This window comes from Frankia umida (genome assembly GCF_023242945.1).
Classification (GTDB): Bacteria; Actinomycetota; Actinomycetes; order Frankiales; family Frankiaceae; genus Frankia; species Frankia umida.
The window spans coordinates 90824-114733 of the sequence record NZ_JALKFT010000009.1; the positions used below are offsets into that span (position 1 = coordinate 90824).

Sequence of the window (23910 nt, forward strand, 5' to 3'; positions counted from 1 at the left end):
TCCGCCCGCCCCGCGCCACGTCGGCGCCGGGCAGCCGGACGAGCCGCCGGTGCGCCCAGCGAGCCACCCGCCGCCCCAGAGCCAGCCACGCCCTCGGCCGGGGCGACCTCCGGCCCAACCGGGCCCGAGCCCTCCGAGAGGGCGGCGTCCGGCGCCGTGCCCATCGGCACCGGCGGGCCCACCGACCCGCCGCCCAGCGCGGCCGCCGCCGGCGTCCCCGCCGAATCGGCCGACGCGAGCGAGGCCGTCGCGGCGCCCACCAAGCGACGCACCCGTAGCGCTGGCACGACCACGACACGTACCCGATCCACCCGTGCCTCCCGGGCGAAGGCCGCCAGCGAAGCGGCCGAGGCCACCGAAACGGCCACCGTCGAGGTAGCCACCGCCCCGGCGGCGATCACCGAGGCCCCGGGGTCAGCCGCCCCGCCGGCCGAGGCCCGCGACGCCGAGCCGGCAGGTTCGACCGCGCAGGCTCCGGCTGTCGCTCAGGCGGCGTCCGAGCCTTCGGCAACCGAGGCTTCCGCGGCGCAGGCTCCGGCGCCCGTGCGGCGGACCCGGAGCCGGCGTGCGGTCCGTGAGTCGGCGCCGGCGTCCGACACGCCGGCGTCCGACACGCCGGCCACCGAAGCCGCGCCCAGCACCGATGCGGTCGCTTCGTCGGCGACGCCGGAGCCGGTCGCGGCCGCACCGGCCGAGTCGACCGCGACGGACACACCTTCGACACCGGCCGCCGAGGCCCCGAAGACAACCCGTCGAACCCGGGCCCGCAGGGCCACCTCGGCTCCCGTGAGCCCGCCGGGGGTGGCCGAAACGACGCCTCCCGCGTCCGGCGACGCCGCTGCCGGGTCCGTCGCCGCGGCGAGCACCGCGGACGCCGCCGCCAGCCCTGAGCCCGTGGCGGCCGACGGTGCGACCACGGAACCCGCGGCCGCGCCGCGGACCCGTACCCGGGCGCGTGGCACCCGGCGTCGCGCCACCAGCGAGAGCACCGACCCCACCGAAAGCGCCACCGCGGGCACGGCTCCCGCCGCCGCGGTCGCCGAGCCTGTTGTCGCCGAGGCCGTCCCGTCGGCGGTCGAGAGCGTGGTGGTGACCGGCTCCGCCGGCGCGCCCGAGGGGGACGCGATCCCAGCGTCGGCCGCAGCGGTCGACGTGGCCGAACTGGCTGACGACGCCGACGTGGCCGAGCTGGCCGACGGGGCTGTCGTGACCGGTGCGGAAAGCGCGACAACCGGCGCGACCGCTGTCGAGACCGACCCGGATGAGGCGCCGGACCCGGCCGCCACAGTGCCGGCGCAGGACGACTCGTCCGCCCCCTCGGCCAAGGCCGCCGGGACGCGCGGTCGCTCGAGGTCTCGGCGGGTCGCCGCTCCTACCTGGACCGATGCCGAGGCGGAGCGGACGCCCGCGGCCCGACCCGCGGCTCGCCGTCCGGTCGCGATGGTGACCTTCCAGGCGCCGGAGCTCGCCGTCGAGCCCCGCTGGCGCCGCGACGTTCCGCCAGTGGTGCCGCCGGTGGTCCCGGTCGCGCCGCTTCCCGTCGATGAGGTCGTGGCAACCGCCGCCGCGCCCGAGGCGGAGAACACCGCCAGGACCAAGGTGGACGCGCGCGACCCCGTCCTTGACGAGGACGACGAGGAGACCACGCTCGGTGACGTCGCTACGGGCGAGTTCGCCGAGTCCGACGTCGACGACGGCGATTTCGACGACGATGACGAGCAGGGCACGGGCTCCGGCTCGACGCGTCGCCGTCGCCGCGGCCGTCGAGGCCGTGGCCGTGCCCGCGGTGACGAGGACGGCCCCGACGAGTTCGGCGGCACCGGTTCGGCCGGCGACGCACCGGCGGTGACGGACGCGGGCCCGGACGGGCACACCTCCGTGGAAGCCGACTGGGACGGCGAGACCGCCGAGACCACGGAGGACACCGAGGACACCGAGGACACCGCGGATCATGACGGTGACGATGCCGACAGTGACGACGAGCGGGCCACCGGCTCGCGGCGTCGGCGTCGGCGTCGGCGCCGCTCCGGCGGCGACGAGGCGACCACCCCCGACGACCCGCCGAACACGGTCGTCCACGTACGCGAGATCCGCCGGGACGACGACCAGGTCCGTGGCCTCAGCGGCTCCACCCGGCTCGAGGCCAAGCGTCAGCGCCGTCGCGAGGGCCGAGACAACGGTCGGCGTCGGCCGCCGATCGTCACCGAGGCCGAGTTCCTCGCCCGCCGTGAGGCCGTCGAACGGCGGATGATCGTCCGCCATGCCGGTGACCGCACGCAGATCGCGGTGCTGGAGGACGGTGTGCTCGTCGAGCACTTCGTCACCCGCGCCAGTTCCGCCTCGTACGCCGGCAACGTCTACCTGGGCCGGGTGCAGAACGTGCTGGCCAGCATGGAGGCGGCGTTCGTCGACATCGGCAAGGGCCGCAACGCCGTGCTCTACGCCGGTGAGGTCAACTACGACGCGTCCGGGCTGGACGGCCGTCCCCGCAAGATCGAGCAGGTGCTCAAGTCGGGGCAGTCGGTCCTCGTCCAGGTGTCCAAGGACCCCCTCGGTCACAAGGGTGCCCGGCTCACCAGCCAGATCAGCCTGCCCGGCCGGTACCTCGTGTACGTGCCGGACGGCCAGAACGCCGGTATCAGCCGCAAGCTGCCCGACACCGAACGGTCCCGGCTCAAGAGCATCCTCAAGAAGATCACACCCGAGGACGGTGGTGTGATCGTCCGCACCGCGGCCGAGGGTGCGAGCGAGGCCGAGCTCGCCCGGGACGTGGAACGGCTGGCCGCCCAGTGGGAGGACATCCAGCGCCGCTCGAAGAAGGCGTCCGCGCCCTCGCTGCTCTACGGCGAGCCGGACCTGGTCGTGCGGGTCATCCGCGACATCTTCAACGAGGACTTCACCGAACTCGTCGTGCAGGGCTCCGGGGAGGCCCGCATCATCGAGGAGTACATCGACACCGTCGCGCCCGACCTGCGTCCGCGCATCCGGCGCTACACCGGCACGGGTGACGTCTTCGCCGACTACCGCGTCGACGAGCAGCTCGCGAAGGCGCTCGACCGCAAGGTCTGGCTGCCCTCCGGTGGCTCGCTCGTCATCGACCGGACCGAGGCGATGACGGTGGTCGACGTCAACACCGGGAAGTTCACCGGCAAGGGTGGCAACCTCGAGGAGACGGTCACCAAGAACAACCTCGAGGCCGCGGAGGAGATCGTCCGCCAGCTCCGGCTGCGCGACATCGGTGGCATCATCGTCATCGACTTCATCGACATGGTCCTGGAAAGCAACCGGGAGCTGGTCCTGCGCCGGCTCACCGAATGCCTCGGTCGCGACCGCACCCGCCACCAGGTCGCCGAGGTCACCAGCCTCGGCCTGGTCCAGATGACCCGTAAGCGGGTCGGCCAGGGCCTGCTCGAGGCCTACAGCGAGCAGTGCGTGCACTGCAACGGCCGCGGGGTGACCATCCACCTCAACGGTGGTGGCGGCGGCGACCAGTCCATCCAGAGCTACAACGGCCACGGCCATGCCCCCAACGGCCACACCCCCAACGGTCATGGCTCGAGCGGTGCGGGCCACAACGGCCAGCCCCGCAACGACCAGGTTCGTGGCGACCAGACCCGCGACGAGCAGGCCCCCGGCGATCAGGAGCAGCCGTCCGCGGGTGTGTCGACGGCGTCGGGCGGGCAGCCTGAGGCGGCGACGGCCAGCGCGGCCTCCGGCGGCGGTCGTCGTTCGCGCGGGGCGGCGACGCGGGCCGCGGGCGGTCCGGCGCTGGCCGCGGCGATCAGCGAGGCCGTGGCGTCCACCGTCGTCGTGGCCGGGGACGACGCCGCGCAGGCGGAGCCGGTCCACCCGGTCGCATCGGATGTCGGGCCCACCGGCGGCGACCCGGTGACCGTCAACGGCAACGGGCATCAGACCACCGCGAACGTGACGCCCCTCGGGGCGGACGCGCCGCCTCCCGTCTACGCCAACACCGACGATCCCGACAGCCTCGCCGGTGCCGAAGAGGGACCGGTGGTGGACAAGCCGGCCCGTCGACGCCGCCGGGCGTCCCGACCCGCGTCAACACCGTCCACCGAGGCCGCGTCGACGTCGGCGGAGCCATCCCCGGTGGCCGCCGCGACCGCCACGGCCACGGCGCCGGAACCAGCCGATCACGTCAGCGGCTGAGAACGCTCCCCACCGCGCGGCGGACCCGAGACCATCGGGCCCGCCGCGCGGTGTTCGCTGTCAGCGATGCACGCCTGCCCAGCAGGCTCGGCGGTGCGGACGGGGACGAGGGCGGGCTGTGACGAGGGTGGGCTAGGCGGCAGCGGGCCCGGCCGGATGGCTCTGGCCGGCCGGGCGGACAGGTGCCGAGGTGGTGGCGGGGGTGGCACGGAGGAACCCGCGACCCGCCGGTTCCTCCCGTAGCAGCAGGTCCAACGTGGCCCGTGACCTGCTCAGCGCGGCCTCGACAGCTTGGTGGGCGCGCCGGGCGTCGCCCAACTGCAGCGCGTAGGACGCGACGGTCAGCGACTGGACGAGATCATCCTGATCGGCGAGATCCGGACGCATCCGCGCGGACTGGGCCGACTCGGGCTGCGCGGTCGCCGCCGAGGTCGTGGTCGCCGGCATGGCGGTGGTCGCCGGCATGGTGGTCGTCGGCATGGTGGCCGCTGGCGTGGCAGTGGCCGATGCGGCCGTTGTCGAGGGGTCGGCGGTGAGGCCCCACGCGGCCGGGTCCTGACGCCTCAGGGCTATCCAACCGGCGGCGCCGGCGGTGGCCGCCAGCCAGCCGGCGCCGGCCCAGGCCGGCAGGCCGGCGAGGGCGGTCAGCAGCAGCCCGGTGACCATCAGGACGACAAGCGCACCGGTCGCCGCCGCCACGGTGCCGGGAACGGCCTCATGCCGGCGTGCGGCCGCCGTGGCCGGACGGCAGGCGGCAGCGAGCGCACCCGCTGCTCCGGTGGCGGCACCCCAGACCAGAAGCTGCCAGAGCATCCTCATCACCCCCGACATGACCAGGCCGGCAGCGACATCCGCGATCTCGACGGACGGCGCGCCATGTGGACGATTTATGCTTCTCCCTGTGCCGGGAGGTTCACCATGGCCCGTCCGAGTCATCCTCGAAATGACCCGCGGCGGGGGTGGGCGGGCCCCTACACACCGTCCGGCCGGCTCCCGACCGTCACCCTTGTGCGGAGGACCTGTAAGGTGGAGGCCGCGTGTCCCACCGGGCCGGGGTCATCCCACCGGGGAGCTGAAGCCCGGGCATGGTGCGGTCCGGGCGTTCGTGTGGATTCGGCACGCGGTGTGGTACGCACTCAAGCTCCGCAGGTCCCGTGTCGCAGGTGGGCACGGTGTCATGCGGTCACAGCGGAATGACAACAGCAGGGAGATCTGGTGTACGCGGTCGTTGCCAGCGGCGGCAAGCAGCACAGGGTCGCCGTCGGCGATGTCGTCGACGTCGAGCTCCTTTCGGGAAAGCCAGGCGCGGCCGTGAACCTTCCGGCCCTCCTGCTCGTCGACGGTGAGTCGGTCACCCATGCCGCGGACGCGCTCGCGTCCGTCGCGGTGACCGCCGAGGTGGTCGGCGTCGTCAAGGGTCCGAAGATTCGGATTCACAAGTTCAAGAACAAGACCGGCTACCACAAGCGTCAGGGCCACCGCCAGAAGCTGACGCGGCTCAAGGTGACCGGCATCGAGACCGGGAAGGCCTGACTCCGATGGCGCATAAGAAAGGCGCGAGCTCCTCGCGCAACGGTCGGGATTCCAACGCCCAGCGCCTCGGTGTGAAGCGCTTCGGTGGCCAGTTCGTCAAGGCCGGCGAGATCATCGTCCGCCAGCGCGGTACCCACTTCCACCCGGGCGAGCTGGTCGGGCGGGGCAAGGACGACACCCTGTTCGCCCTGTCCGCCGGGCACGTCCAGTTCGGGTTCCGGCGTGGCCGTCGGGTCGTGGACATCGTCGCCGAAGTGGCGGCGGTCGCGGCCTGAGCAGGCCATCTGGTGGCCCCGATCGGCTCGTGTGACCGGTCGGGAATATCCACCTCGACGTGAGTGCGCGAGCCGCGCGCGTCCCTTCTGTTGCGGTCGAACCGCTTCGGTCGGGGTGCGCGCGGTTTTGCGTGTATGGAGCGCAGGAGAGAGGAGGAAGTGATGTCGAACTTCGTCGATCGAGTAGTGCTGCACGCGGCGGCCGGGGACGGCGGGAACGGGTGCGCGTCCATCCACCGGGAGAAGTTCAAGCCGCTGGGCGGCCCGGACGGTGGCGATGGCGGTCGTGGCGGTGAGATCCGGCTGGTCGTCGACCCGAGCGTGACGACGCTGCTCGACTTCCACTTCCATCCCCATCAGCGGGCCTCCCGTGGGCGGCCCGGCCAGGGCTCCAACCGGCATGGCGCGGACGGAGACGATCTGGTCCTGCTGGTCCCCGACGGCACGGTGGTCCTGACCGAGGACGGTACGCAGCTCGTCGACCTCGTCGGCGCCGGCAGCGTGTACGTCCTGGCCCGGGGCGGGCGGGGTGGGCGGGGCAACGCGTCGCTGGCGTCCGCCCGCCGCAAGGCACCCGGCTTCGCCGAACTCGGTGAACCGGGGGAGCAGCTCGACGCTGTCCTCGAGCTCAAGACGGTCGCCGACGTCGCGCTGGTCGGTTTCCCCAGCGCCGGCAAGTCGTCGCTGGTGTCGGTGCTCAGCGCCGCCCGACCGAAGATCGCCGACTACCCGTTCACCACCCTGGTCCCCAACCTGGGCGTCGCCCAGGCCGGCGATCACCCCCCGTACACGGTGGCGGACGTTCCCGGGCTCATCCCCGGGGCAAGCCAGGGCCGTGGCCTGGGCCTGGAGTTCCTGCGGCACATCGAGCGGTGCACGCTGATCGTGCACGTGCTCGACTGCGCGACCCTCGAGCCCGGGCGCGATCCGCTGACCGACCTGGACGTGATCGAGGCCGAACTCGCCGCCTACTCGGCGGACCTGTCGAACCGGCCTCGGCTGGTGGTCCTGAACAAGATCGACATCCCGGACGCGGCGGATCTCGCCGACCTGGTGACCGCGGACCTGCGTGACCGTGGGCTCGACGTGTTCGCGATCAGCAGCGCGACCCGCCAGGGCGTGCACGCGCTGTCGCTGGCCCTGGCCGCCCGGGTGTCCGAGCTGCGCGCGGCCGCGCCCGTCCCGGTCGCGACCCGCGTCGTGCTGCGACCCCGCGCGGTCAACGAACCCGACTTCGTGGTCACCGCGCAGGGCGCGGACGGATTCCTCATCACCGGCTCGAAGCCGCTGCGCTGGGTGCGCCAGACCGATTTCACCAATGACGAGGCGATCGGCTTCCTCGCCGACCGGCTGGCCCGGCTCGGCGTGGAGAAGGAACTCGCCCGGCTCGGTGCCACCCCCGGCGTCGAGGTCACGATCGGTGATGTGAGCTTCGAATGGGAGCCGACGCTGAGCGGCGGCGGCTACGTCACCGCCGCCGACGGCCAGCAGCCCGCGAAGGTCGACCCGGTGGTCGACGACGAGATCCACCTCGGGCCACGCGGCTCCGACGACCGGCTGCGCTCCTCGGTTCGCCTCACCCGATCCGAACGGATGGCCCGCGCCGAACGCGCCCGCGGTTTCGACCCGTCCGACCCCGCAGACCCGGCTGGCTCGGTCGACCCGGCTGGCTCAGTCGACCCGGCTGGCTCAGTCGGCACAGTCGGCTCGGCTGGCTCGGTTGACCTGGAGTCGACGGTGGATCGTGCCCTGGTGGAGGTCCCCGGTTCCGCGGAACCGGGCGGCCCGGCACCGCAGTAGCGCGTCCCGGTCAGGAACTGGGCCCGGTCCGGTGACCGGGCAGGATGCCCACGGGTGGTGGAGGGTTCTGAACGTGCGCGGGTTCGTGACCGAGGCACAGCGGGTCGTGGTGAAGGTCGGTTCGTCCTCACTGACCACCGCCGCCGGCGGGCTCGACGTCGGACGGCTTGAGGCCCTGGTCAGCGCGCTGCTGCCACGGGTCGCCGCGGGCGGTCAACTGGTGCTGGTGTCCTCCGGTGCGATCGCCGCGGGCCTGGCCCCGCTCGGGTTCGACCGGCGTCCCCGCGATCTGGCCACCCAGCAGGCGGCGGCGAGCGTCGGGCAGAGCTCGCTGGTGCACAGCTACGCCGAGGCGTTCGGCGGTGCGGGGGTCCGCGTCGGGCAGGTCCTGCTGACCGCCACCGACGTCATCCGCCGCACCCACTACCGCAACGCCCGCACGGCCCTTGACCGTCTGCTCGAACTCGGCGTCGTCCCGATCATCAACGAGAACGACGCGGTGGCCACCCAGGAGATCCGCTTCGGCGACAACGACCGGCTGGCCGCCATCGTCGCCCACCTCGTGTCCGCCGATCTGCTCGTCCTGCTCTCGGACGTGGACGGCGTGTACGACGCCAACCCGCGGCACGGCCCGGCGAACCTGGTCCGTGAGGTGCGTTCGGACGCCGACCTCGTCGGCCTGACCGCCCGTGGCACCGGCACGGCGGGTGTCGGCAGCGGCGGCATGGCGACCAAGATCGAGGCGGGTCGGATGGCGGCGTCCGGCGGGGTGCACGCGGTGATCACCTCGACGGCGAACGCGACAGCGGCACTGCGTGGCGATCCTGTCGGCACCGTCTTCTACCCGACCGGCCCGCGCCGCGCCTCCCGGCTGCTCTGGTTGGCGCACGCGACCGCCCCCGAGGGACGGCTGCGCCTGGACGCCGGCGCGGTCGCCGCCGTGGTACGCCGCCGGGCGTCCCTGCTGCCCGCCGGCATCCTCGCCGTCGACGGCGACTTCGCGGCCGGCGACCCGGTGGACCTCGTCGACCCCGACGGCCAGCCTGTCGCCCGCGGCCTGGTCGCCTTCGACGCGGTCGAACTCCCGCGGATGCTCGGTCGTTCCACCGCCGAACTCGCCGCCGAACTCGGCCCCACCTACGAACGCGAGATCATCCACCGCGACGACCTCGTCCTGCTGCTGCCCACCCGCTGACCCGCCGCGGACCGCGTGGAACACGGGTGCCGCTCGCGGTCAGGGGATGGTTTCCACGCGGCTGCCGGTGGTCTCCTTGAGCACGCGGATCTGGTTGGGGATGCGGGTGCGCAGTTCGGTGACGTGACTGACCAGGCCGACGAGGCGACCGCCGGAGCGTAGTTCGTCGAGGACGGCCATCACCTCGTCGAGGCTGTCGGCATCCAGGGTGCCGAATCCCTCGTCGATGAACAGGGCATCGAGGCGGCGGCCGCCGACCTCGGCGGTGACGACGTCCGCCAGGCCCAGGGCCAGGGACAACGCCGCCTGGAAGGTCTCGCCGCCGGACAGGGTGCGGGTGTGGCGGCGCCGGCCCGTCCAGGCGTCGTCGACGAGCAGGCCCAGCCCGGCGCGGCGGCGGCGGTCGCGGCGGCCGTCGGCGTCGTGCACGAGGGTGAACCGGCCGGAGCTCATCGCGGCCAGGCGGCGGCTGGCGGCGGCGGCGACCTCCTCGAGCCGGGCGGCGAGCACGAAGCTTGACAGCGGCATGCCCTCGGTGTTGCCACCGCGGCCGGCGGCGAGTTCGGCGAGGTGACGCAGCTCGTCGAACTCGGTACGCAGCGGGCGCAGCGCGGTGAGGCCGGCCGTGTAGGCGGTGTGCAGCTCGGCGAGCTCGGTGGCGCGGAGGCTGGCCTGGGCGCTGGCGGCGACGGCCGTCTCGTGGGCCGTGCGGGCCCGCGCCGCCGCCGTCTCGTGCTCGGCCAGCGGCGGGGTGGCATCGGGATCGACGGCGAGGTCAGGGGAGGCGAGCGCCGCCACGAGGCCGGCAAGCCCATCGCGGTGGGTGCGGACCTCGGCCTCGGTGGCCCGCAGCCACGGTTCGTCGCGGACGGCGGCGCCAGCGTCGTCCAGATCGGCGAATCCGGCCTGGCGGACCAGGTCGAGAGTGGTGAGACCGGCCTGGACGTGGGCGGCGCGGGCCTGCTCGGCGCCCTGTTCGGCGGTGCGGGCGGTTTCGGCGTCGTCGGCGAGGTGGCGGACCGCGTCGAGCCGGCCGGCGAGCGCGCCTGCCACCCGCAGCACGTCGGGGATCTCGCCGAGCCCACGGGCGGCCCGCTCCCGGGCCTGGACGCCCCGCAGTTCGGCCGCGGCCACCGCCGCGCGCAGCGCCGCCACCCGGACCGTCGCGTCGTTGAGCACCGACTCGGCCTGCCGCTGCGCCTCCAACGCCGCGGGCAGCTCGTCCGCGGCGCGCCGGATCCCGTCGACGGAGCCGGCCAGGATGTCGGCGATCATCGGCAGGGACACTCCCGGCGGCACGTTCCGGTCCGGGCCGTCGTAGGTGACGCCCGCGGCCCCGCCACGGGCGCCGATCAGGGCGTCCACGCTGGGCAGCCAGGAGATCCCGGTGGCCCACGGGTGGCCGTCGGGCGTCTCGTCGAGGTCGGCCGGCAGGTCGGGGGAGGGCGCGCGGGTCAGTTCCGCGTGCAGGGTGCGGATGCGTTCGTCGAGGGCGCGGACGGTGCCGTCGGCCTCGGCGGCGGCGGTCGCCGCCTGATCGGCCTTCCTGGTGGCGTCGGTCTCCTGCTGCCTGCTGATCGGACGGGCCCGGACCTCGGCGGGGTCCGGATGCGCCAGGGCGCCGCAGACGGGGCAGGGGGTGTCGTCGACGAGGGCCGCCGCGAGCTCGGCGGTCATCGCGTCGACCCGCTCCTGGCGCAGGTCGTCGGCATGCTCGCGCGCCCTGTCGGCGCTCGTACGGGCGTCCTGGGCGGCGGCGACGGCCGCGCGGTGCGCGTCCACGGCGGTGCTGAGCCGCTGGGCCCAGCGGGCGCGTTCGGTCAGGCCGGGCAGGACGGCGCTGGCCCTGCGGGCCGCCTCGACCCGGGCGATGGCGTCCCCGCGGCGGGTGGGCAGCTCGTCGCACAGTCGAACCTCCAGGCCGGCCGCCTCCTCGTGCTGGGCGGCGGCCTGCGCATCGGCCTCGACGGCGTCGCGGGTGTCCTGCTCGGCGGTGGTGAGCGCACGGGCGAGCCCGGTCAGCCGCCCGAGCTCGACATGGGCGTCGCGCGCGGTGGCCGTGAGCCGGGCGATCAGCGCGGCCCCGGTCGCCCTGGTCGCCTCGGTCGTGTCCGTGTCCGTGTCCGTGTCCGGGGCGAGGGGCGGGAGAAGGTCGGTGGGGTGCGCGGCGAGAGCCTGGTGGGCCTCGTCAGCGGTGGCGTGGGTCGTCGTCGCGGCGCTGGTCAGCCGGCGTAGTTCGGTCAGGGCGGGGGCGACGACCGCGGCGCGGCGGGCGGCGTCGACGCTGGCGGCGAGGGCCTCGATGCGTACCTGGTCGGCGGTGAGCTCGAGGTGACGGGCGGTCAGCTCGCGTCGGCGCCGGATCCGGTCGGCGAGGTCGCGGGTGGCGGCCAGGGTCGACTCGGCGGTGTCGAGGGTCCGCCGGGAGACGAGCAGATCCGACGCCGCGGACCGCGCCGACATGGCGGCCGTGTCGGCGAGAGCGGCGGACCAGGACGGGTCGTCGGGTGGGTTCGCGGGTTCGTCGACGCCGGCGGTCTGGGCGATGCGGGCGGCGGCCCGGCCGAGCGTGGTGATGGCCTCGTCCAGGTCGGCGCGGCGGGTCCTGGCGCGGTCCTGCAGCCACTGCTCGGTGAACTCGAACCGGCTGACCCGGAACAGCCGCTTGAGCAGCTTCTCCCGCTCGTCGTGCTCGGCATGCAGGAAGTCCGCGAACCGGCCCTGGGGCAGCATCACGACCTGGAAGAACTGATCGGCGGTCATCCCGAGCAGCAGACCGATCTCGTGGCCGACATCCTGCGGGCGGCCCGCGATCGTCTCCCACCCCTGGGCCGCGGCAGCACCGGCCATGCCGCCGCGGCCCGCGTCGGCGCCGGTGGACGGCCCCCCGTCGCCGGGTGCGCCGGTGGAACGCGGTCGGCGTTCGAGGGTCGCGGTGGGATGTGTACGGGTGGTGGCGCCGCCGCGGCGCGGGCGGTCCCAACCGGGTGAGCGGGTGATGCGGTACCGGTCGTCGGCCACGCCGAACTCCAGGCACACCCAGGGCCGCACCGATGCCGGCGCGTGGTGCGAGCGCAGGTCCGGGCCGCCGGTGAGCTTGCCGCGCAGCCCCGGGACCTCGCCGAACAGGGCGAAGCCGAGCGCGTCGAGCAGGGTTGTCTTGCCCCCGCCGGTCTCCCCGCACAGCAGCACCAGGCCGCCCCCGCCGACGTGGTCCAGGTCGAGATCGACCCGGCCGGGGAAAGCGCCGAAGGCTTCCAGGCTGAGGTGGTGCGGGCGCATCAGGCGGCGTCCTCGACGGTGCGGGCCGCCGCCAGCGCCGCGGTGAGCAGCTCCCGTTCGCCCGGTGACGGGTCGGTGCGCACATGGGTGACGAAGGCCAGGGCGATCTCCAGGTCGGTGCGACCGCGGGTACGCGCGGCGAAACTGCGCTGGTCGGACTCGCTGGTGGGCGGCTCGTGGGTCAGGCGCACCGCGAACGGGAAGCGCCGTTGCAGCGTGACCATCGCGTCCAACGGACGGATCAGGTCGGTGAGAACCGCCGCCACGATGTCGTTCTCGTGCGGGGTGTGGACGGGGGAGGCGAGCAGGTCCGCCAGGGTGCCGCGCAGCACGGTGAGCCGGCGCCCGACCGGCACGGGCACCGCGTGCACCGCCCCGAGCCCGGCCGGACCGAGCTCGACGAGCAGGGACGCCTTGCCCTCGGCGGCCTCGGAGAACGAGTACGCCAGCGGCGAACCGCTGTACCGGATGGCCGGGGCGATCGCCTGCGGACGGTGCAGATGGCCGAGCGCCGTGTAGGTGATGCCGTCGAACAGGCTCGCCGGCACGTTGCCGAGCCCACCGACGGAGATGTCGCGTTCGCTGTCGCTGGCCGCCCCGCCGGTCACCCAGGCGTGCCCGAGCACCACCGCGCGGCTACCCGGATGCCGCTCGAGATCGGCTCGGATCGCGCCGAGGGCCCGGCGCATCAGCACCGCCGGCCCGACGCCACGCCCGCCCGCACCGCCCGCACCGCCCGCACCATCGCCTGGGGTGTCGGCTCCGGTGGGAGCCGGCTGGTCGATGTCGGCAGCAGCGGGCAGCTGGCCGGCGGCGCTGGTGGGTTCCAGATACGGGACGGGATAGACGCGTACCGGGCCGTGCGCGTCCTCGACGACGAGGGGGCGGGCCACCGCGGCCGGGTCGGTGCGGATGCTGATCCGCGGATCGAGCAGGCCGGACTTGTCCCCGAGGCGCCGGGCGGCATCGTGGTTGCCGCTGATCACCACAACCCGGGCGCCGGCGTCGCGCAGCCGCGAGAGCGCGTCGTCGAACAGCTCCAGGGCCCGCACCGGAGGGATCGCCCGGTCATGCACATCACCGGCGACGAGGACGAGTTCGACCCGCTCGCCGCGGACGACGTCCACGAGGTGGTCGACGAACGCGCCCTGGGCGGGAAGCAGGTCATGGCCGTGCAGCGCGCGGCCGAGGTGCCAGTCGGAGGTGTGCAGGGCCAGCATGCGGATCACGGTAGGCAGCCGGCTGGACCCGGCCGGCACGGGGGGTCGCCCCACCCGGCCGCGTGACCGACCCGCGTCGACCGTCCTGGCGGACGGGTCGTGACGGCGGGCGGACGGCGTCCCGAACCGGGGTGGGCCGGTAGCCTCGTGAGGGCGAGGTGCGCGGCGGCACCCGCGGCACTGGAGGATCCCAGCAGATGAACACCTCAGCGGAGGACGTCCGCGACACGGCCGTGCGCGCCCGGACCGCGGCGGCGGCGCTGGCCACACTCAACCGGGCCGCGAAGGACCGGGCGTTGCTCGCGATGGCCGAGGCGCTCGGCGCCCGGTCGGCCGAGCTGATCGAGGCCAACGCCCGCGACGTCGAGGCCGCCCGGGCGGCGGGTACGGCCGAGGCCATGGTCGACCGGCTGACCCTCACCCCGGCGCGGCTCGAGGCCATGGCCGGCGGGCTGCGGCAGGTCGCGGGGCTCGACGATCCGGTGGGCGAGGTCGTGCGTGGCCGGGTGCTGCCCAACGGTCTGGAGCTGCGCCAGGTCCGGGTTCCCCTGGGGGTCGTCGGCATCATCTACGAGGCCCGGCCGAACGTCACCGTCGACGCCGCCGGGCTGTGCCTCAAAAGCGGCAACGCGGCGCTGCTGCGGGGCAGCGCCTCGGCCGTGCGGTCGAACACCGCGCTGGTCGGTGTCCTGCGGGACGCGGCCCAGGCGGCGGGCCTGCCCGCCGATGCCATCCAGCTCGTCCCCGGTGTCGACCATGAGTCGGTGAAGCACCTGATGCGGCTGCGGGGGCTGGTCGACGTGCTGATTCCGCGCGGTGGCGCCGGCCTGATCCGCGCGGTGGTCGAGGAGTCGACCGTCCCGGTCATCGAGACCGGCGCCGGCAACTGCCATGTCTACGTCGATGTCGACGCCGATCTCGACCAGGCGCTGGCGATCATTCTGAACGCGAAGACCCACCGGGTCTCGGTGTGCAACTCCACCGAGACGCTGCTGGTGCACCGCGCGGTCGCGGACGCCTTCCTCCCGCGGGCACTCACCGCGCTCGCCGAGGCCGGGGTCACCGTGCACGGCGACGAGACCGTGCGCGCCCACGACGACCGGGTCGTGCCCGCCACCGACGATGACTGGGCCGCCGAATACCTCTCGCTCGACCTCGCCGTGCGCGTCGTCGACTCCCTCGACGACGCCGTCACGCACATCCGCCGCTGGGGCAGCGGGCACACCGAGGCGATCGTCACCCGCTCGCTGGGGGCGTCCCGCCGGTTCGTCGCGACCTGCGACAGTGCGGCGATCATGGTCAACGCGTCCACCCGGTTCACCGACGGCGAGCGGTTCGGCATGGGTGCCGAGATCGGAATCTCCACGCAGAAGCTGCACGCCCGCGGCCCGATGGGGCTGCCCGAGCTGACCTCGACCACCTGGGTGGGCATCGGGGACGGTCACCTCGTCTCCTGACGGGCGCCGGCGGCGAGGCGCCGGGGGCGTGAGCCCGCTCACGGCACCGCCCGGCGGGGTGCGGCAGGGTGCGGGCGAGGGCCGCACGCCCGACACTGGCAGGAGTGTTCGGCGGAGAGGGTGAGGGACGGCATGGGCGGTCTGACCGGTGTGACCACGCGGGGTGTGTCGGTGGTGCGGGACGTGCCGGGGCTCACCCCGGCGCAGGTGGACGCGGTCCTGTCCGAGGACGCCCTCGCGTTCGTCGCCGGCCTGCACCGGACGTTCGGTGCCCGCCGGGACGAACTGCTCGCCGCCCGCGCCGTGCGCCGTGCGGCGATCGCCGCCGGGGGGAGCCTGGACTTCCTGCCCGACACCGCGCACATCCGCGACGGGGACTGGCAGGTCGCGCCGCCGGCACCGGGCCTCGTCGACCGGCGCGCCGAGATCACCGGACCGACCGACGCGAAGATGCTGATCAACGCGCTCAACAGCGGCGCGAAGGTCTTCATGGCCGACTTCGAGGACGCCAACGTTCCGACCTGGTCGAACATGGTCGTCGGCCAGCACAACCTGAGCGAGGCCATCGCCGGCACCCTGGGGTTCGTCAACCCCGACGGCCGGCGCTACACGCTGAACGAGACCACCGCGACCCTGGTGCCACGTCCCCGAGGCTGGCATCTGCCCGAGCGGCACGTCCTCGTCGACGGCCAGCCGATCGTCGCGGCCCTCTTCGACGCCGGCCTCTACCTGTTCCGCAACGCGCTGGCGCTGCGCGCGGCGGGGCGCGGGCCGTACTTCTACCTGCCGAAGATGGAAAGCCATCTCGAGGCCCGGCTGTGGAACGACGTGTTCACCGCCGCGCAGGCGGAGCTCGGTCTGCCGGTCGGCACCGTGCGGGCCACCGTGCTCATCGAGACGTTGCCGGCCGCGTTCGAGATGGCCGAGATCCTCTACGAGCTGCGCGAACACTCCGCAGGGCTGAACGCCGGCCGCTGGGACTACATGTTCTCCACCATCAAGACGTTCGCCTCCCGCCCGGCCGAGTTCCTGCTGCCCGACCGCAACAGCGTGACGATGACCGTGCCGTTCCTGCGCGCCTACAGCGAGCTGCTGGTCGCCACCTGCCACCGGCACGGCGCACATGCCATCGGTGGCATGGCCGCGTTCATCCCGTCCCGGCGTGACCCGGAGGTCAACACGGTGGCGCTGGCGAAGGTCCGCGCCGACAAGGAACGCGAGTCCGGTGACGGGTTCGACGGCAGCTGGGTGGCCCATCCCGACCTCGTCCCGGTGTGCACCGAGGTGTTCGACGGTGTGCTCGGCGCGGCCCCCAACCAGCTTGGCCGCCAGCGCGACGACGTCCACGTCACCGCCGCCGACCTGCTCGCGGTGCGGGACACCCCCGGCGCGATCACCGCCGCCGGCCTGCGCGGCAACATCAGCGTCGGGGTGCGCTACCTGGAGAGCTGGCTGCGCGGCACGGGCGCGGTCGGCATCGACAACCTGATGGAGGACGCGGCCACCGCGGAGATCTCCCGCAGCCAGATCTTCCAGTGGATCGCCGCCGGCGTCACCCTCGACGACGGCAGATCGGTCACCGCCGAACTGGTCCGCGCCACCCTCACCGAGGTGCTCGACGAGATCCGCGCCATGGTGGGGGAGCAGATCTACGACGGCGGGCGGTGGAAGGACGCGGCCGCCGTGTTCGAGGAGACCGCGCTGGGCGAGCGGTTCGTCGAGTTCCTGACCCTGCCGGCGTACGAACGCATCGACTGAGCGGGGTCGCCTGGCCGTCCGGCCCGGGCCGACTCACCTCCCCGGGCCGACTCACCTCCCCGGCAGCCGACCGTGGCCGTGCGGCGCAGGGCTGCCCGACCTGTGCGTATCGGTCCGGGAACGGATGGTGAAGTACCCCTGTGACCCGTGTGCCTGGCACTATGGAGGGTGCGGGCATCATGGACGGTGCGGTGCTTGACCCGGGGACGGAAGGTGGCCATGTCGCTTCAGGAGCACGCATTCGCCGATGTCGCGGACGTGCGGGAACGCCTGCGCGCAACCGGATATCTCGCGGACGAGGCGATCGCCACCACTGTCTTCCTCGCCGATCGGCTGCGTAAACCGCTGCTGGTCGAGGGTCCGGCCGGTGTCGGCAAGACCGAGCTCGCCAAGGCCCTGGCGACCAGCGTCGGCGCCGAACTGATCCGGTTGCAGTGCTACGAGGGGCTCGACGAGGCCCGCGCCCTCTACGAATGGAACTACAAGAAGCAGCTGCTGCGGATTCAGGCGGGTTCGGGTTCGTCCGACTCGGAGGGCTGGCAGCAGGCCCACGACGACATCTTCAGCGAGGAGTTCCTGCTTTCGCGGCCGCTGCTCACAGCGATCCGCCGCGAGGAGCCGACGGTGCTGCTCGTGGACGAGACCGACAAGGCCGATGTCGAGGTCGAGGGTCTGCTGCTCGAGGTGCTCTCCGACTTCCAGGTGACGATCCCCGAGCTCGGCACGATCACCGCGATCCGCCGGCCGTTCGTCATCCTCACCTCGAACGCGACCCGGGAACTGTCCGAGGCGCTCAAACGACGCTGCCTCTACCTCAACCTCGAGTACCCCTCGGCCGAGCGGGAGAAGGAGATCGTGCTCTCCCGCGTTCCCGACCTGCCGGAGAAGCTGGCCGAGTCGCTGGTGCGGGTCGTGCGGGCGCTGCGGGCGATGGAGCTGAAGAAGGCGCCGTCGATCGCCGAGACGATCGACTGGGCACACACCGTGCTCGCGCTCGGGTTCGACACCTTCGACGAGGAGGCCGTCGCGTCCACCCTGGGCGTGGTGCTCAAGCACGCCAGCGACCAGGCCCGGGCCATCAGCCACCTCAAGCTCACCGCGAACTGACCGGCAGACCGCCCGAGAGCCCGGCCGGACGACGCGTCCGCCGACGAACCAGGGGAGCGCCGGCATGAACCTGCTGGACCGCACCATCGACTTCATCGCCGCGCTGCGCCGCGCCGGGGTGCCGGTCAGCAGCGCCGAGACGGTCGACGCGGCCACCGCCATCGGCGCCATGGGCTGGGCCGATCGCGACGGCGTGCGGGCGGCCTTCGCCGCCACCCTGGTCAAGCGGCCGCTGTACCGGCCGGCCTTCGACACCCTGTTCGACCTGTACTTCCCGCCCCGGATCGGTGACGGCGTCAGCCTCGACCCGCGCGCCGCGGCCAGCAGCGGCGACGGTGCCGGCGACGGCGAGCCGACCGAGAAGATGCCGCCGCCGGAGGAACTCAGCCCCGAGGAACTCGAGGGCCTGCGGCGGGCGCTGCGTGACCAGCTGCTCGGCGCGTTGCGTGACGGCGACGACGAGGCGCTGCGTTCGCTCGCCCGCGACGCGGTGACATCCTTCGGTGGGGGCACGGGGGGCAGTTCCGGTCGCTCCTGGTACCTCTACCGGGCGTTGCGCGCCATGTCCGCCGAGACCCTCGTCGCGGACCTGCTCAGCGCGCTGATGGGTGACACCGCACGCGGCGGCCTCGCCGAACGGGTCGCCCGGCAGACCATCAGCGATCGGATTCGGACGTTCGAGGAGATGGTCGCCGCCGAGGTTCGCCGCCGGATGGCGGAGGAACGTGGCCTCGAGGCCGTCGAACGCAGCGCGGTCGGCCCCCTCGACGACCAGGTCGAGTTCCTGCGCGCCTCCCAGCGTGACCTCGTCGAACTGCGCCGGCAGGTCTACCCGCTGGCCCGTCGCCTGGCCACCCAGCTCACCGCGCGCCGCAGCCTCGGACGCACCGGTCGCCTGGACTTCCGCCGCACCGTGCGCGCGTCCCTGGCCACCGGTGGGGTGCCCGTCGACACCAGGTACCGGCCCCGTAAGCCGCACAAGCCCGAACTGGTCGTGCTGTGCGACGTCAGCGGGTCGGTGGCGTCCTTCGCGCACTTCACCCTGATGCTCACCCATGCGCTGCGGGAGCAGTTCTCGAAGGTCCGCGCGTTCGCGTTCATCGACACCACCGACGAGGTCACCCGTTTCCTGCGGGGACTCGACCTCGGCGACATGATGGCGCGGATCTCCGCCGAGGCGGATCTCGTCTGGTACGACGGCCACAGCGACTACGGTCACGCCATCGACGCGTTCGCCGAACGGTACGGCGAGGCCGTCGGCCCCCGGACCTCGCTGCTCATCCTCGGCGACGCCCGCAACAACTACCGGCCGACCTCCGCGCACGTCTTTCGCCGGCTGTGCGGCCAGGCCCGGCACGCCTACTGGCTCAACCCCGAGCCACGCAGCTACTGGGGCTCCGGCGACTCGGCCACCGACGTCTACGCCGACCTTGTCGACGAGATGGTCGAGTGCCGCAACATCGCCCAGCTCGAGCAGTTCATCGAACGCATCCTGCCCTCCTGACATCGGCCAGGCAGCCCCGCCGCCGGGCCGGCCCCGCAAGGGCCCGCCGGCCGGCGTGCTCTGGTCGGTCAGGCTTCCGCTCAGCCGCGGGTCAGGGCCGCGTCGACGAGGGTCTGGGCCTCGGCGAGCACGGTGTCGAGGTGGTCGGCGCCGCGGAAGCTCTCCGCGTAGATCTTGTAGACATCCTCGGTGCCGGACGGGCGGGCGGCGAACCAGGCGTCGTCGGTGACGACCTTCACCCCGCCGATCGCCGCGCCGTTGCCGGGTGCGTGCGACAGCGCGGCCGTCACCGGCGCCCCGGCCAGCCGGGACGCGCCGAGGCTTTCCGGGGTGAGCGCCGCGAGGACCTTCTTCTGCGCGGGTGTGGCCGGGGCGTCGACACGCCGGTAGGCCGGGGCGCCGTAGCGCTCGGTCAGCTCCGCGTAGGCGCGGCCCGGGTCACGACCGGTCACCGCGGTGATCTCCGCGGCGAGCAGGCAGGCGATCAGGCCGTCCTTGTCGGTGGTCCAGACCCCGCCGCCGCGGCGCAGGAACGACGCGCCGGCGCTCTCCTCACCACCGAACCCCAGGGTGCCGCCGATCAGACCGTCGACGAACCACTTGAAGCCCACCGGTACCTCGACGATCCCGCGGCCCAGACCCGCACCGACCCGGTCGATCATGCTGGAGCTGACCAGCGTCTTCCCGATCGCGGTGCCGGCCGGCCAGTCGACCCGGTGGCCGAACAGGTAGTCGATCGCCACCGACAGGAAGTGGTTCGGGTTCAGCAGCCCCACGCCCGGTGTGACCACGCCGTGCCGGTCGGCGTCGGCGTCGTTGGCGAGCGCCACGTCGAAGGACCCGGCGAGCCGCAGCAACGAGGCCATCGCGTACGGGGACGACGGATCCATCCGGATCTTCCCGTCCCAGTCGGTGGTCATGAAGGCGAACGTCGGGTCGACCGTGGTGTTCACGACGTTCAGGTCAAGCTTGTAACGCTCGGCGATGGCCTGCCAGTAGACCAGGCTGGCACCGCCCAGCGGATCGACGCCGATACGCACCCCGGCGGACCGGATCGCGTCGAGGTCGATGATGTCGGCCAGGTCCTCGACGTAGGCACCGACGTAGTCGTGCACCACCGCCGCGGCCCGGGCGTCGGAGTACAAGACCTGCGAGACGCCGACGAGACCCGCGTCCAGCAGGGCGTTCGCCCGGTCCTGGATGACCTTTGTCACGCTGGTGTCGGCCGGGCCGCCGTGCGTCGGGTTGTACTTGAACCCGCCGTCGGCCGGCGGATTGTGCGACGGGGTGATGACGATCCCGTCGGCGAGACCGCGCCCGGAGGCGGCACGCTCGCGGTTGTGACCGAGGATCGCGTGCGAGATCACCGGCGTGGGCGTGGCTTCGCCATCCGGCGCGATGCGCACGGCGACGCCGTGGGCCACCAGCACCCGCAGGGCGGTGGCCAGCGCCGGCGCGGACAGCGCGTGCGTGTCGATCCCGAGGAACAGCGGCCCGTCGACCCCGGTGGACGCGCGGTACTCGCAGATCGCCTGGGTGGTCGCGAGGATGTGGTCGGCGTTGAACGAGCCGCGCAGCGCCGACCCGCGATGCCCCGACGTCCCGAACGAGACCCGTTGGGCCGGATCGGCCAGATCGGGATGACGATCATGATAGGCGGTGAGCAGGGCGTCGACGTCGACGAGATCCTCGGCGGCGGCGGGCTGGCCCGCGCGTGGGCTGATCGGCATGAGCAGCGGCTCCTCGCGAGCGGGCGGGCTGGCCGGCGGACTCCGCAAGCCTAGCCGGATCGCCTGCCGGGCGGCGGACCCCGTCGGCGGCCTGTGGATGACCACCGGGTGAACCGCGGCCCTGTGCGGGACGGAAGGTGGTCGTCGGCGGGAGGTGTTGTGGGACATCTCCCGACGCGGCGTGCATCGTGCGCATGCGCTGGCCACGGGGTTACGGTCCCCACGTGCGACTGGGCGTGATGGGCGGGACCTTCGATCCCGTCCACAACGGGCACCTCGTGGCCGCCAGCGAGGCCGCGGCGCTGTTCGACCTGGACGAGGTCGCGTTCGTACCGGTCGGTCGGCCCTGGCAGAAAGCCCACCGGGAGGTCTCCGCCGCCGAGGACCGGTACCTGATGACCTTCCTCGCCACCGCGGAGAACCCGCAGTTCACCGTCAGCCGGATCGAGATCGACCGGGACGGCCCCACCTACACCATCGACACGTTGCGTGATCTGCACCGGGTGCGCCCGGACGACGAGCTGTTCTTCATCACCGGCGCGGACGCCCTGGGACAGATCCTCACCTGGCGCGACCACGACGAGCTGTTCGAACTCGCCCAGTTCGTCGGCTGCAGCCGGCCGGGCTACCAGCTCTCCCTCGACGCCGCCCTGCCACCGGACCGGGTGAGCCTGCTCGCGGTACCGGCCCTGGCGATCTCCTCGTCCGACATTCGCTCCCGGGTCGGACGGGACGCCCCCATCTGGTACCTGACGCCGGACGGAGTCGTGCGCTACATCGCCAAACGGGGCCTCTACCGCGACGACACGACGCCTCCGGGGTCGCTGGGAACAGGTTGAGTGCCCTGTCCAGGCCGGAATGTGACACGCTGGTCCCAGCCGTCCCGACCGTGGACGGTGTCGCGCCATGGCCGGATTGGGCCGCGGTGCGGCTGTGACCATTCTGGAGATCCCGAGCGTGACCGCTTCCCCTCGAGCCGTCGAGCTCGCCCTCGCCGCCGCCCAGGCCGCGGCCGACAAGCTCGGCCGCGAACTGCTCATCCTCGACGTGAGTGAGCGCCTCGCCATCACCGACTGCTTCGTCTTGGCCGCCGCGGCCAACGAACGGCAGGTCAAGGGCATCGTCGACGAGGTCGAGGAGAAGCTGCGCCACCTCGGCGCCAAACCCGTGCGCCGGGAGGGGGAGCGGGAGGGCCAGTGGGTCCTGCTCGACTTCGTCGACATCGTCGTGCACGTGCAGCGGGACGAGGAGCGGGGCTTCTACTCCCTGGAGCGGCTCTGGAAGGACTGCCCGTCCATCCCGTTCACCGACGCGACCGTCGGCGCGGGCGTGGGCGCCGGTGCCGCGGTGCCGGCGGCTTCGGCATCAGCGGCTTCGGCGTCAGCGGGCTCGGTACCGGCGGGTTCGGTGCCGGCGACCGAGTCGGGCGAAAGCACGGGTGACGGCGCGGTGGGCGCCGCGTGAGGCTGCTGCTGTGGCGGCACGGCCGCACCACCTGGAACGAGGCTGGCCGCTTCCAGGGTCATGCCGACCCGCCGCTCGACCAGACCGGCCAGGCTCAGGCCGCCGCGGTCGCGCCGCTCATCCGGGCGATGAACCCCGAGCTGGTCGTCTCCTCCGATCTGCGGCGCTGCCGGGCGACCGCCGCCGCGCTCGAACTACCCGTGCGCGCCGACGCCCGGCTGCGGGAGATCGACCTCGGCGGCTGGTCCGGGCTCACCGGCGCCGAGGCCGCCAGCCGCTTCCCCGACGAGGACCGGGCGTGGCGGGCCGGGCAGGACGTCCGCCGCGGCGGCGGCGAGACCTACCTGGAGGTCGCCGAGCGCGCCGGTACCCTGCTTGACGAGATCCGCGCCGAGGGCCTGCCCACCCGGCCCGACGGTCTGATCGTGTTCGTGCTGCACGGCGGCACCGCCCGCTCGCTGATCGGCCATGTGCTGGGCCTGCCACCCGAACTGTGGTGGCACTTCGGCCCGCTGGCGAACTGCCGCTGGTCCCTGCTGCGCCTGGCCGAAGGCGGCTTCCGGCTCTCCGAGCACAACGCCGGCCCCCTGCTGACGGGTAAGCTCGGCGTCGCCGGATCAGGCCTGTCCGAGTCCCTCCTGCCAAGCCAGGGGGCCCCGACCGGGTCCGACACGGAGCCTGTACACTTGCCGAGGTAGCACAGCGGGGCGCACGACGAACTCCCGCCGGGCTGCTGAAGCAGACGGGCAGGGCGGCAACCCACAGGGCCTTCCCGGTCTGATATAAATGAACAGCAGTTGGGGCTGTGGCGCAGTCTGGTAGCGCATCACACTGGCAGTGTGAGGGTCAGGGGTTCGAATCCCCTCAGCTCCACGTAAATCTGGTTTTGTATCGCCTTCTCCCTTTGGGAGGAGGCTTTTTTCATTACGTCATGTTGCCGGGGGGTCGAGCCCGGTCAAGGGTTGCTCATACACCACGCGCTGAGCTGTGCGTTCGCCCCCGCCCGATGGCCCCGGCCTGTTCCGGGCAATGCGTTGATCTTTGCTGGCAGAGCCGGTCAGCCTGGTCTGTCCGTGTCCGGTGGCTGGCCGCTGTGTTCCGCCAACGCCCCCCTGATCATTGATCGGGGTGAGTGAGGCGGTCTCGTTCGTCGTCGATCGTCTGCGCCTGGGCGTGCCTGCCCATGGCGCGGAGTAGATCCGACTGGTTGTTCAGCGACATGGCGAGGTCGGGGAGGTAGGTGTCGGGCCGGTCGGCGGCCAGCCGGCGGCGGATCGTGACGGCTTCTTCGATCGTGGCCAGGGCCTGTTCCGGGCGCCCCAGATCCCCCAACCGGTTCGACTGGTTGTTCAGCGACGTGGCGAGGTCGGGGAGGTAGGTGTCGGGTCGGTCGGCGGCCAGCCGGCGGCGGATCG

The 23910-nt window shown here is 73.1% G+C and carries 17 protein-coding genes and 1 tRNA gene; 13 read left to right on the forward strand and 5 right to left on the reverse strand.

Going from position 1 to position 23910, the window contains the following annotated elements:
* The first annotated feature begins 156 nt into the window (after positions 1–156).
* Positions 157–4170, forward strand: coding sequence for an Rne/Rng family ribonuclease (locus MXD59_RS11410; RefSeq protein ID WP_248824653.1), 4014 nt, complete (start codon positions 157–159; stop codon positions 4168–4170).
* A gap of 132 nt (positions 4171–4302) precedes the next feature.
* On the opposite strand, the gene MXD59_RS11415 is transcribed toward MXD59_RS11410, so the two are convergent.
* The gene (locus MXD59_RS11415) at positions 4303–4983 is read right to left on the reverse strand and encodes an MFS transporter (RefSeq protein ID WP_248824654.1); all 681 of its coding nucleotides are present in this window, start codon (positions 4981–4983) and stop codon (positions 4303–4305) included.
* 402 nt (positions 4984–5385) lie between these two features.
* Here MXD59_RS11415 and rplU point away from each other — a divergent pair, with 402 nt between their 5' ends.
* The 4 genes from rplU to proB all read left to right on the forward strand — a co-directional run bounded on the left by rplU (position 5386) and on the right by proB (position 8973).
* Positions 5386–5703: a 50S ribosomal protein L21 gene (gene rplU / locus MXD59_RS11420; RefSeq protein ID WP_163548120.1), complete on the forward strand. Its 318-nt coding sequence runs from the start codon at positions 5386–5388 to the stop codon at positions 5701–5703.
* A gap of 5 nt (positions 5704–5708) precedes the next feature.
* Positions 5709–5978, forward strand: a complete 270-nt coding sequence (rpmA, locus tag MXD59_RS11425) for a 50S ribosomal protein L27 (RefSeq protein ID WP_163548119.1) — start codon at positions 5709–5711, stop codon at positions 5976–5978.
* Positions 5979–6140: 162 nt separating this feature from the next.
* Positions 6141–7778: a GTPase ObgE gene (gene obgE / locus MXD59_RS11430; RefSeq protein WP_248824655.1), complete on the forward strand. Its 1638-nt coding sequence runs from the start codon at positions 6141–6143 to the stop codon at positions 7776–7778.
* 73 nt (positions 7779–7851) lie between these two features.
* The gene (gene proB, locus MXD59_RS11435; protein ID WP_163548117.1) at positions 7852–8973 is read left to right on the forward strand and encodes a glutamate 5-kinase; all 1122 of its coding nucleotides are present in this window, start codon (positions 7852–7854) and stop codon (positions 8971–8973) included.
* 39 nt (positions 8974–9012) lie between these two features.
* Here proB and MXD59_RS26395 read toward each other — a convergent pair whose 3' ends face one another.
* Both MXD59_RS26395 and MXD59_RS11450 read right to left on the reverse strand, forming a co-directional pair.
* Complete coding sequence (locus tag MXD59_RS26395; protein WP_283096732.1) at positions 9013–12255, reverse strand: AAA family ATPase; 3243 nt, start codon at positions 12253–12255, stop codon at positions 9013–9015.
* Positions 12255–13475: a metallophosphoesterase family protein gene (locus MXD59_RS11450; RefSeq protein ID WP_248824656.1), complete on the reverse strand. Its 1221-nt coding sequence runs from the start codon at positions 13473–13475 to the stop codon at positions 12255–12257. Before MXD59_RS11450 ends, MXD59_RS26395 begins: the two co-directional genes overlap by 1 nt.
* A 197-nt stretch (positions 13476–13672) precedes the next feature.
* Between MXD59_RS11450 and MXD59_RS11455 the strand changes: the two genes are divergently transcribed.
* The 4 genes from MXD59_RS11455 (at position 13673) to MXD59_RS11470 (ending at position 19301) form a co-directional block, all read left to right on the forward strand.
* Positions 13673–14932 carry a glutamate-5-semialdehyde dehydrogenase gene (locus MXD59_RS11455; protein WP_248810676.1) on the forward strand — a complete coding sequence of 420 codons (1260 nt, stop codon included), beginning with the start codon at positions 13673–13675 and terminating at the stop codon, positions 14930–14932.
* A gap of 132 nt (positions 14933–15064) precedes the next feature.
* Positions 15065–16690 (forward strand): malate synthase A, encoded by a 1626-nt coding sequence (gene aceB, locus MXD59_RS11460; RefSeq protein WP_248824657.1) that lies wholly within the window; start codon positions 15065–15067, stop codon positions 16688–16690.
* A gap of 219 nt (positions 16691–16909) precedes the next feature.
* On the forward strand, positions 16910–17797 hold the full coding sequence (locus MXD59_RS11465; protein ID WP_248824658.1) for an AAA family ATPase: 888 nt from the start codon (positions 16910–16912) through the stop codon (positions 17795–17797).
* 64 nt (positions 17798–17861) lie between these two features.
* A complete protein-coding gene (locus tag MXD59_RS11470; protein WP_248824659.1) occupies positions 17862–19301 on the forward strand; it encodes a vWA domain-containing protein in 1440 nt (479 codons plus the stop codon).
* Between the two features lie 80 nt (positions 19302–19381).
* Here the strand turns inward: MXD59_RS11470 and pgm are convergent, their stop codons facing one another.
* Entirely contained in the window at positions 19382–21031 is a 1650-nt protein-coding gene (pgm, locus tag MXD59_RS11475; protein ID WP_248824660.1) for a phosphoglucomutase (alpha-D-glucose-1,6-bisphosphate-dependent), read from the reverse strand.
* Between the two features lie 239 nt (positions 21032–21270).
* Here pgm and nadD point away from each other — a divergent pair, with 239 nt between their 5' ends.
* From nadD to MXD59_RS11495, 4 genes are all read left to right on the forward strand, one after another.
* Entirely contained in the window at positions 21271–21870 is a 600-nt protein-coding gene (gene nadD / locus MXD59_RS11480; protein WP_175084472.1) for a nicotinate-nucleotide adenylyltransferase, read from the forward strand.
* A gap of 118 nt (positions 21871–21988) precedes the next feature.
* On the forward strand, positions 21989–22495 hold the full coding sequence (rsfS, locus tag MXD59_RS11485) for a ribosome silencing factor (RefSeq protein WP_248824661.1): 507 nt from the start codon (positions 21989–21991) through the stop codon (positions 22493–22495).
* A complete protein-coding gene (locus MXD59_RS11490) occupies positions 22492–23193 on the forward strand; it encodes a histidine phosphatase family protein (protein ID WP_248824662.1) in 702 nt (233 codons plus the stop codon). Before rsfS ends, MXD59_RS11490 begins: the two co-directional genes overlap by 4 nt.
* 101 nt (positions 23194–23294) lie before the next feature.
* Positions 23295–23368 (forward strand) — tRNA-Ala (locus tag MXD59_RS11495).
* A gap of 243 nt (positions 23369–23611) precedes the next feature.
* Here MXD59_RS11495 and MXD59_RS11500 read toward each other — a convergent pair.
* A partial coding sequence (locus MXD59_RS11500; protein ID WP_248824663.1) for a tetratricopeptide repeat protein occupies positions 23612–23910 on the reverse strand: 299 nt, incomplete at its 5' end.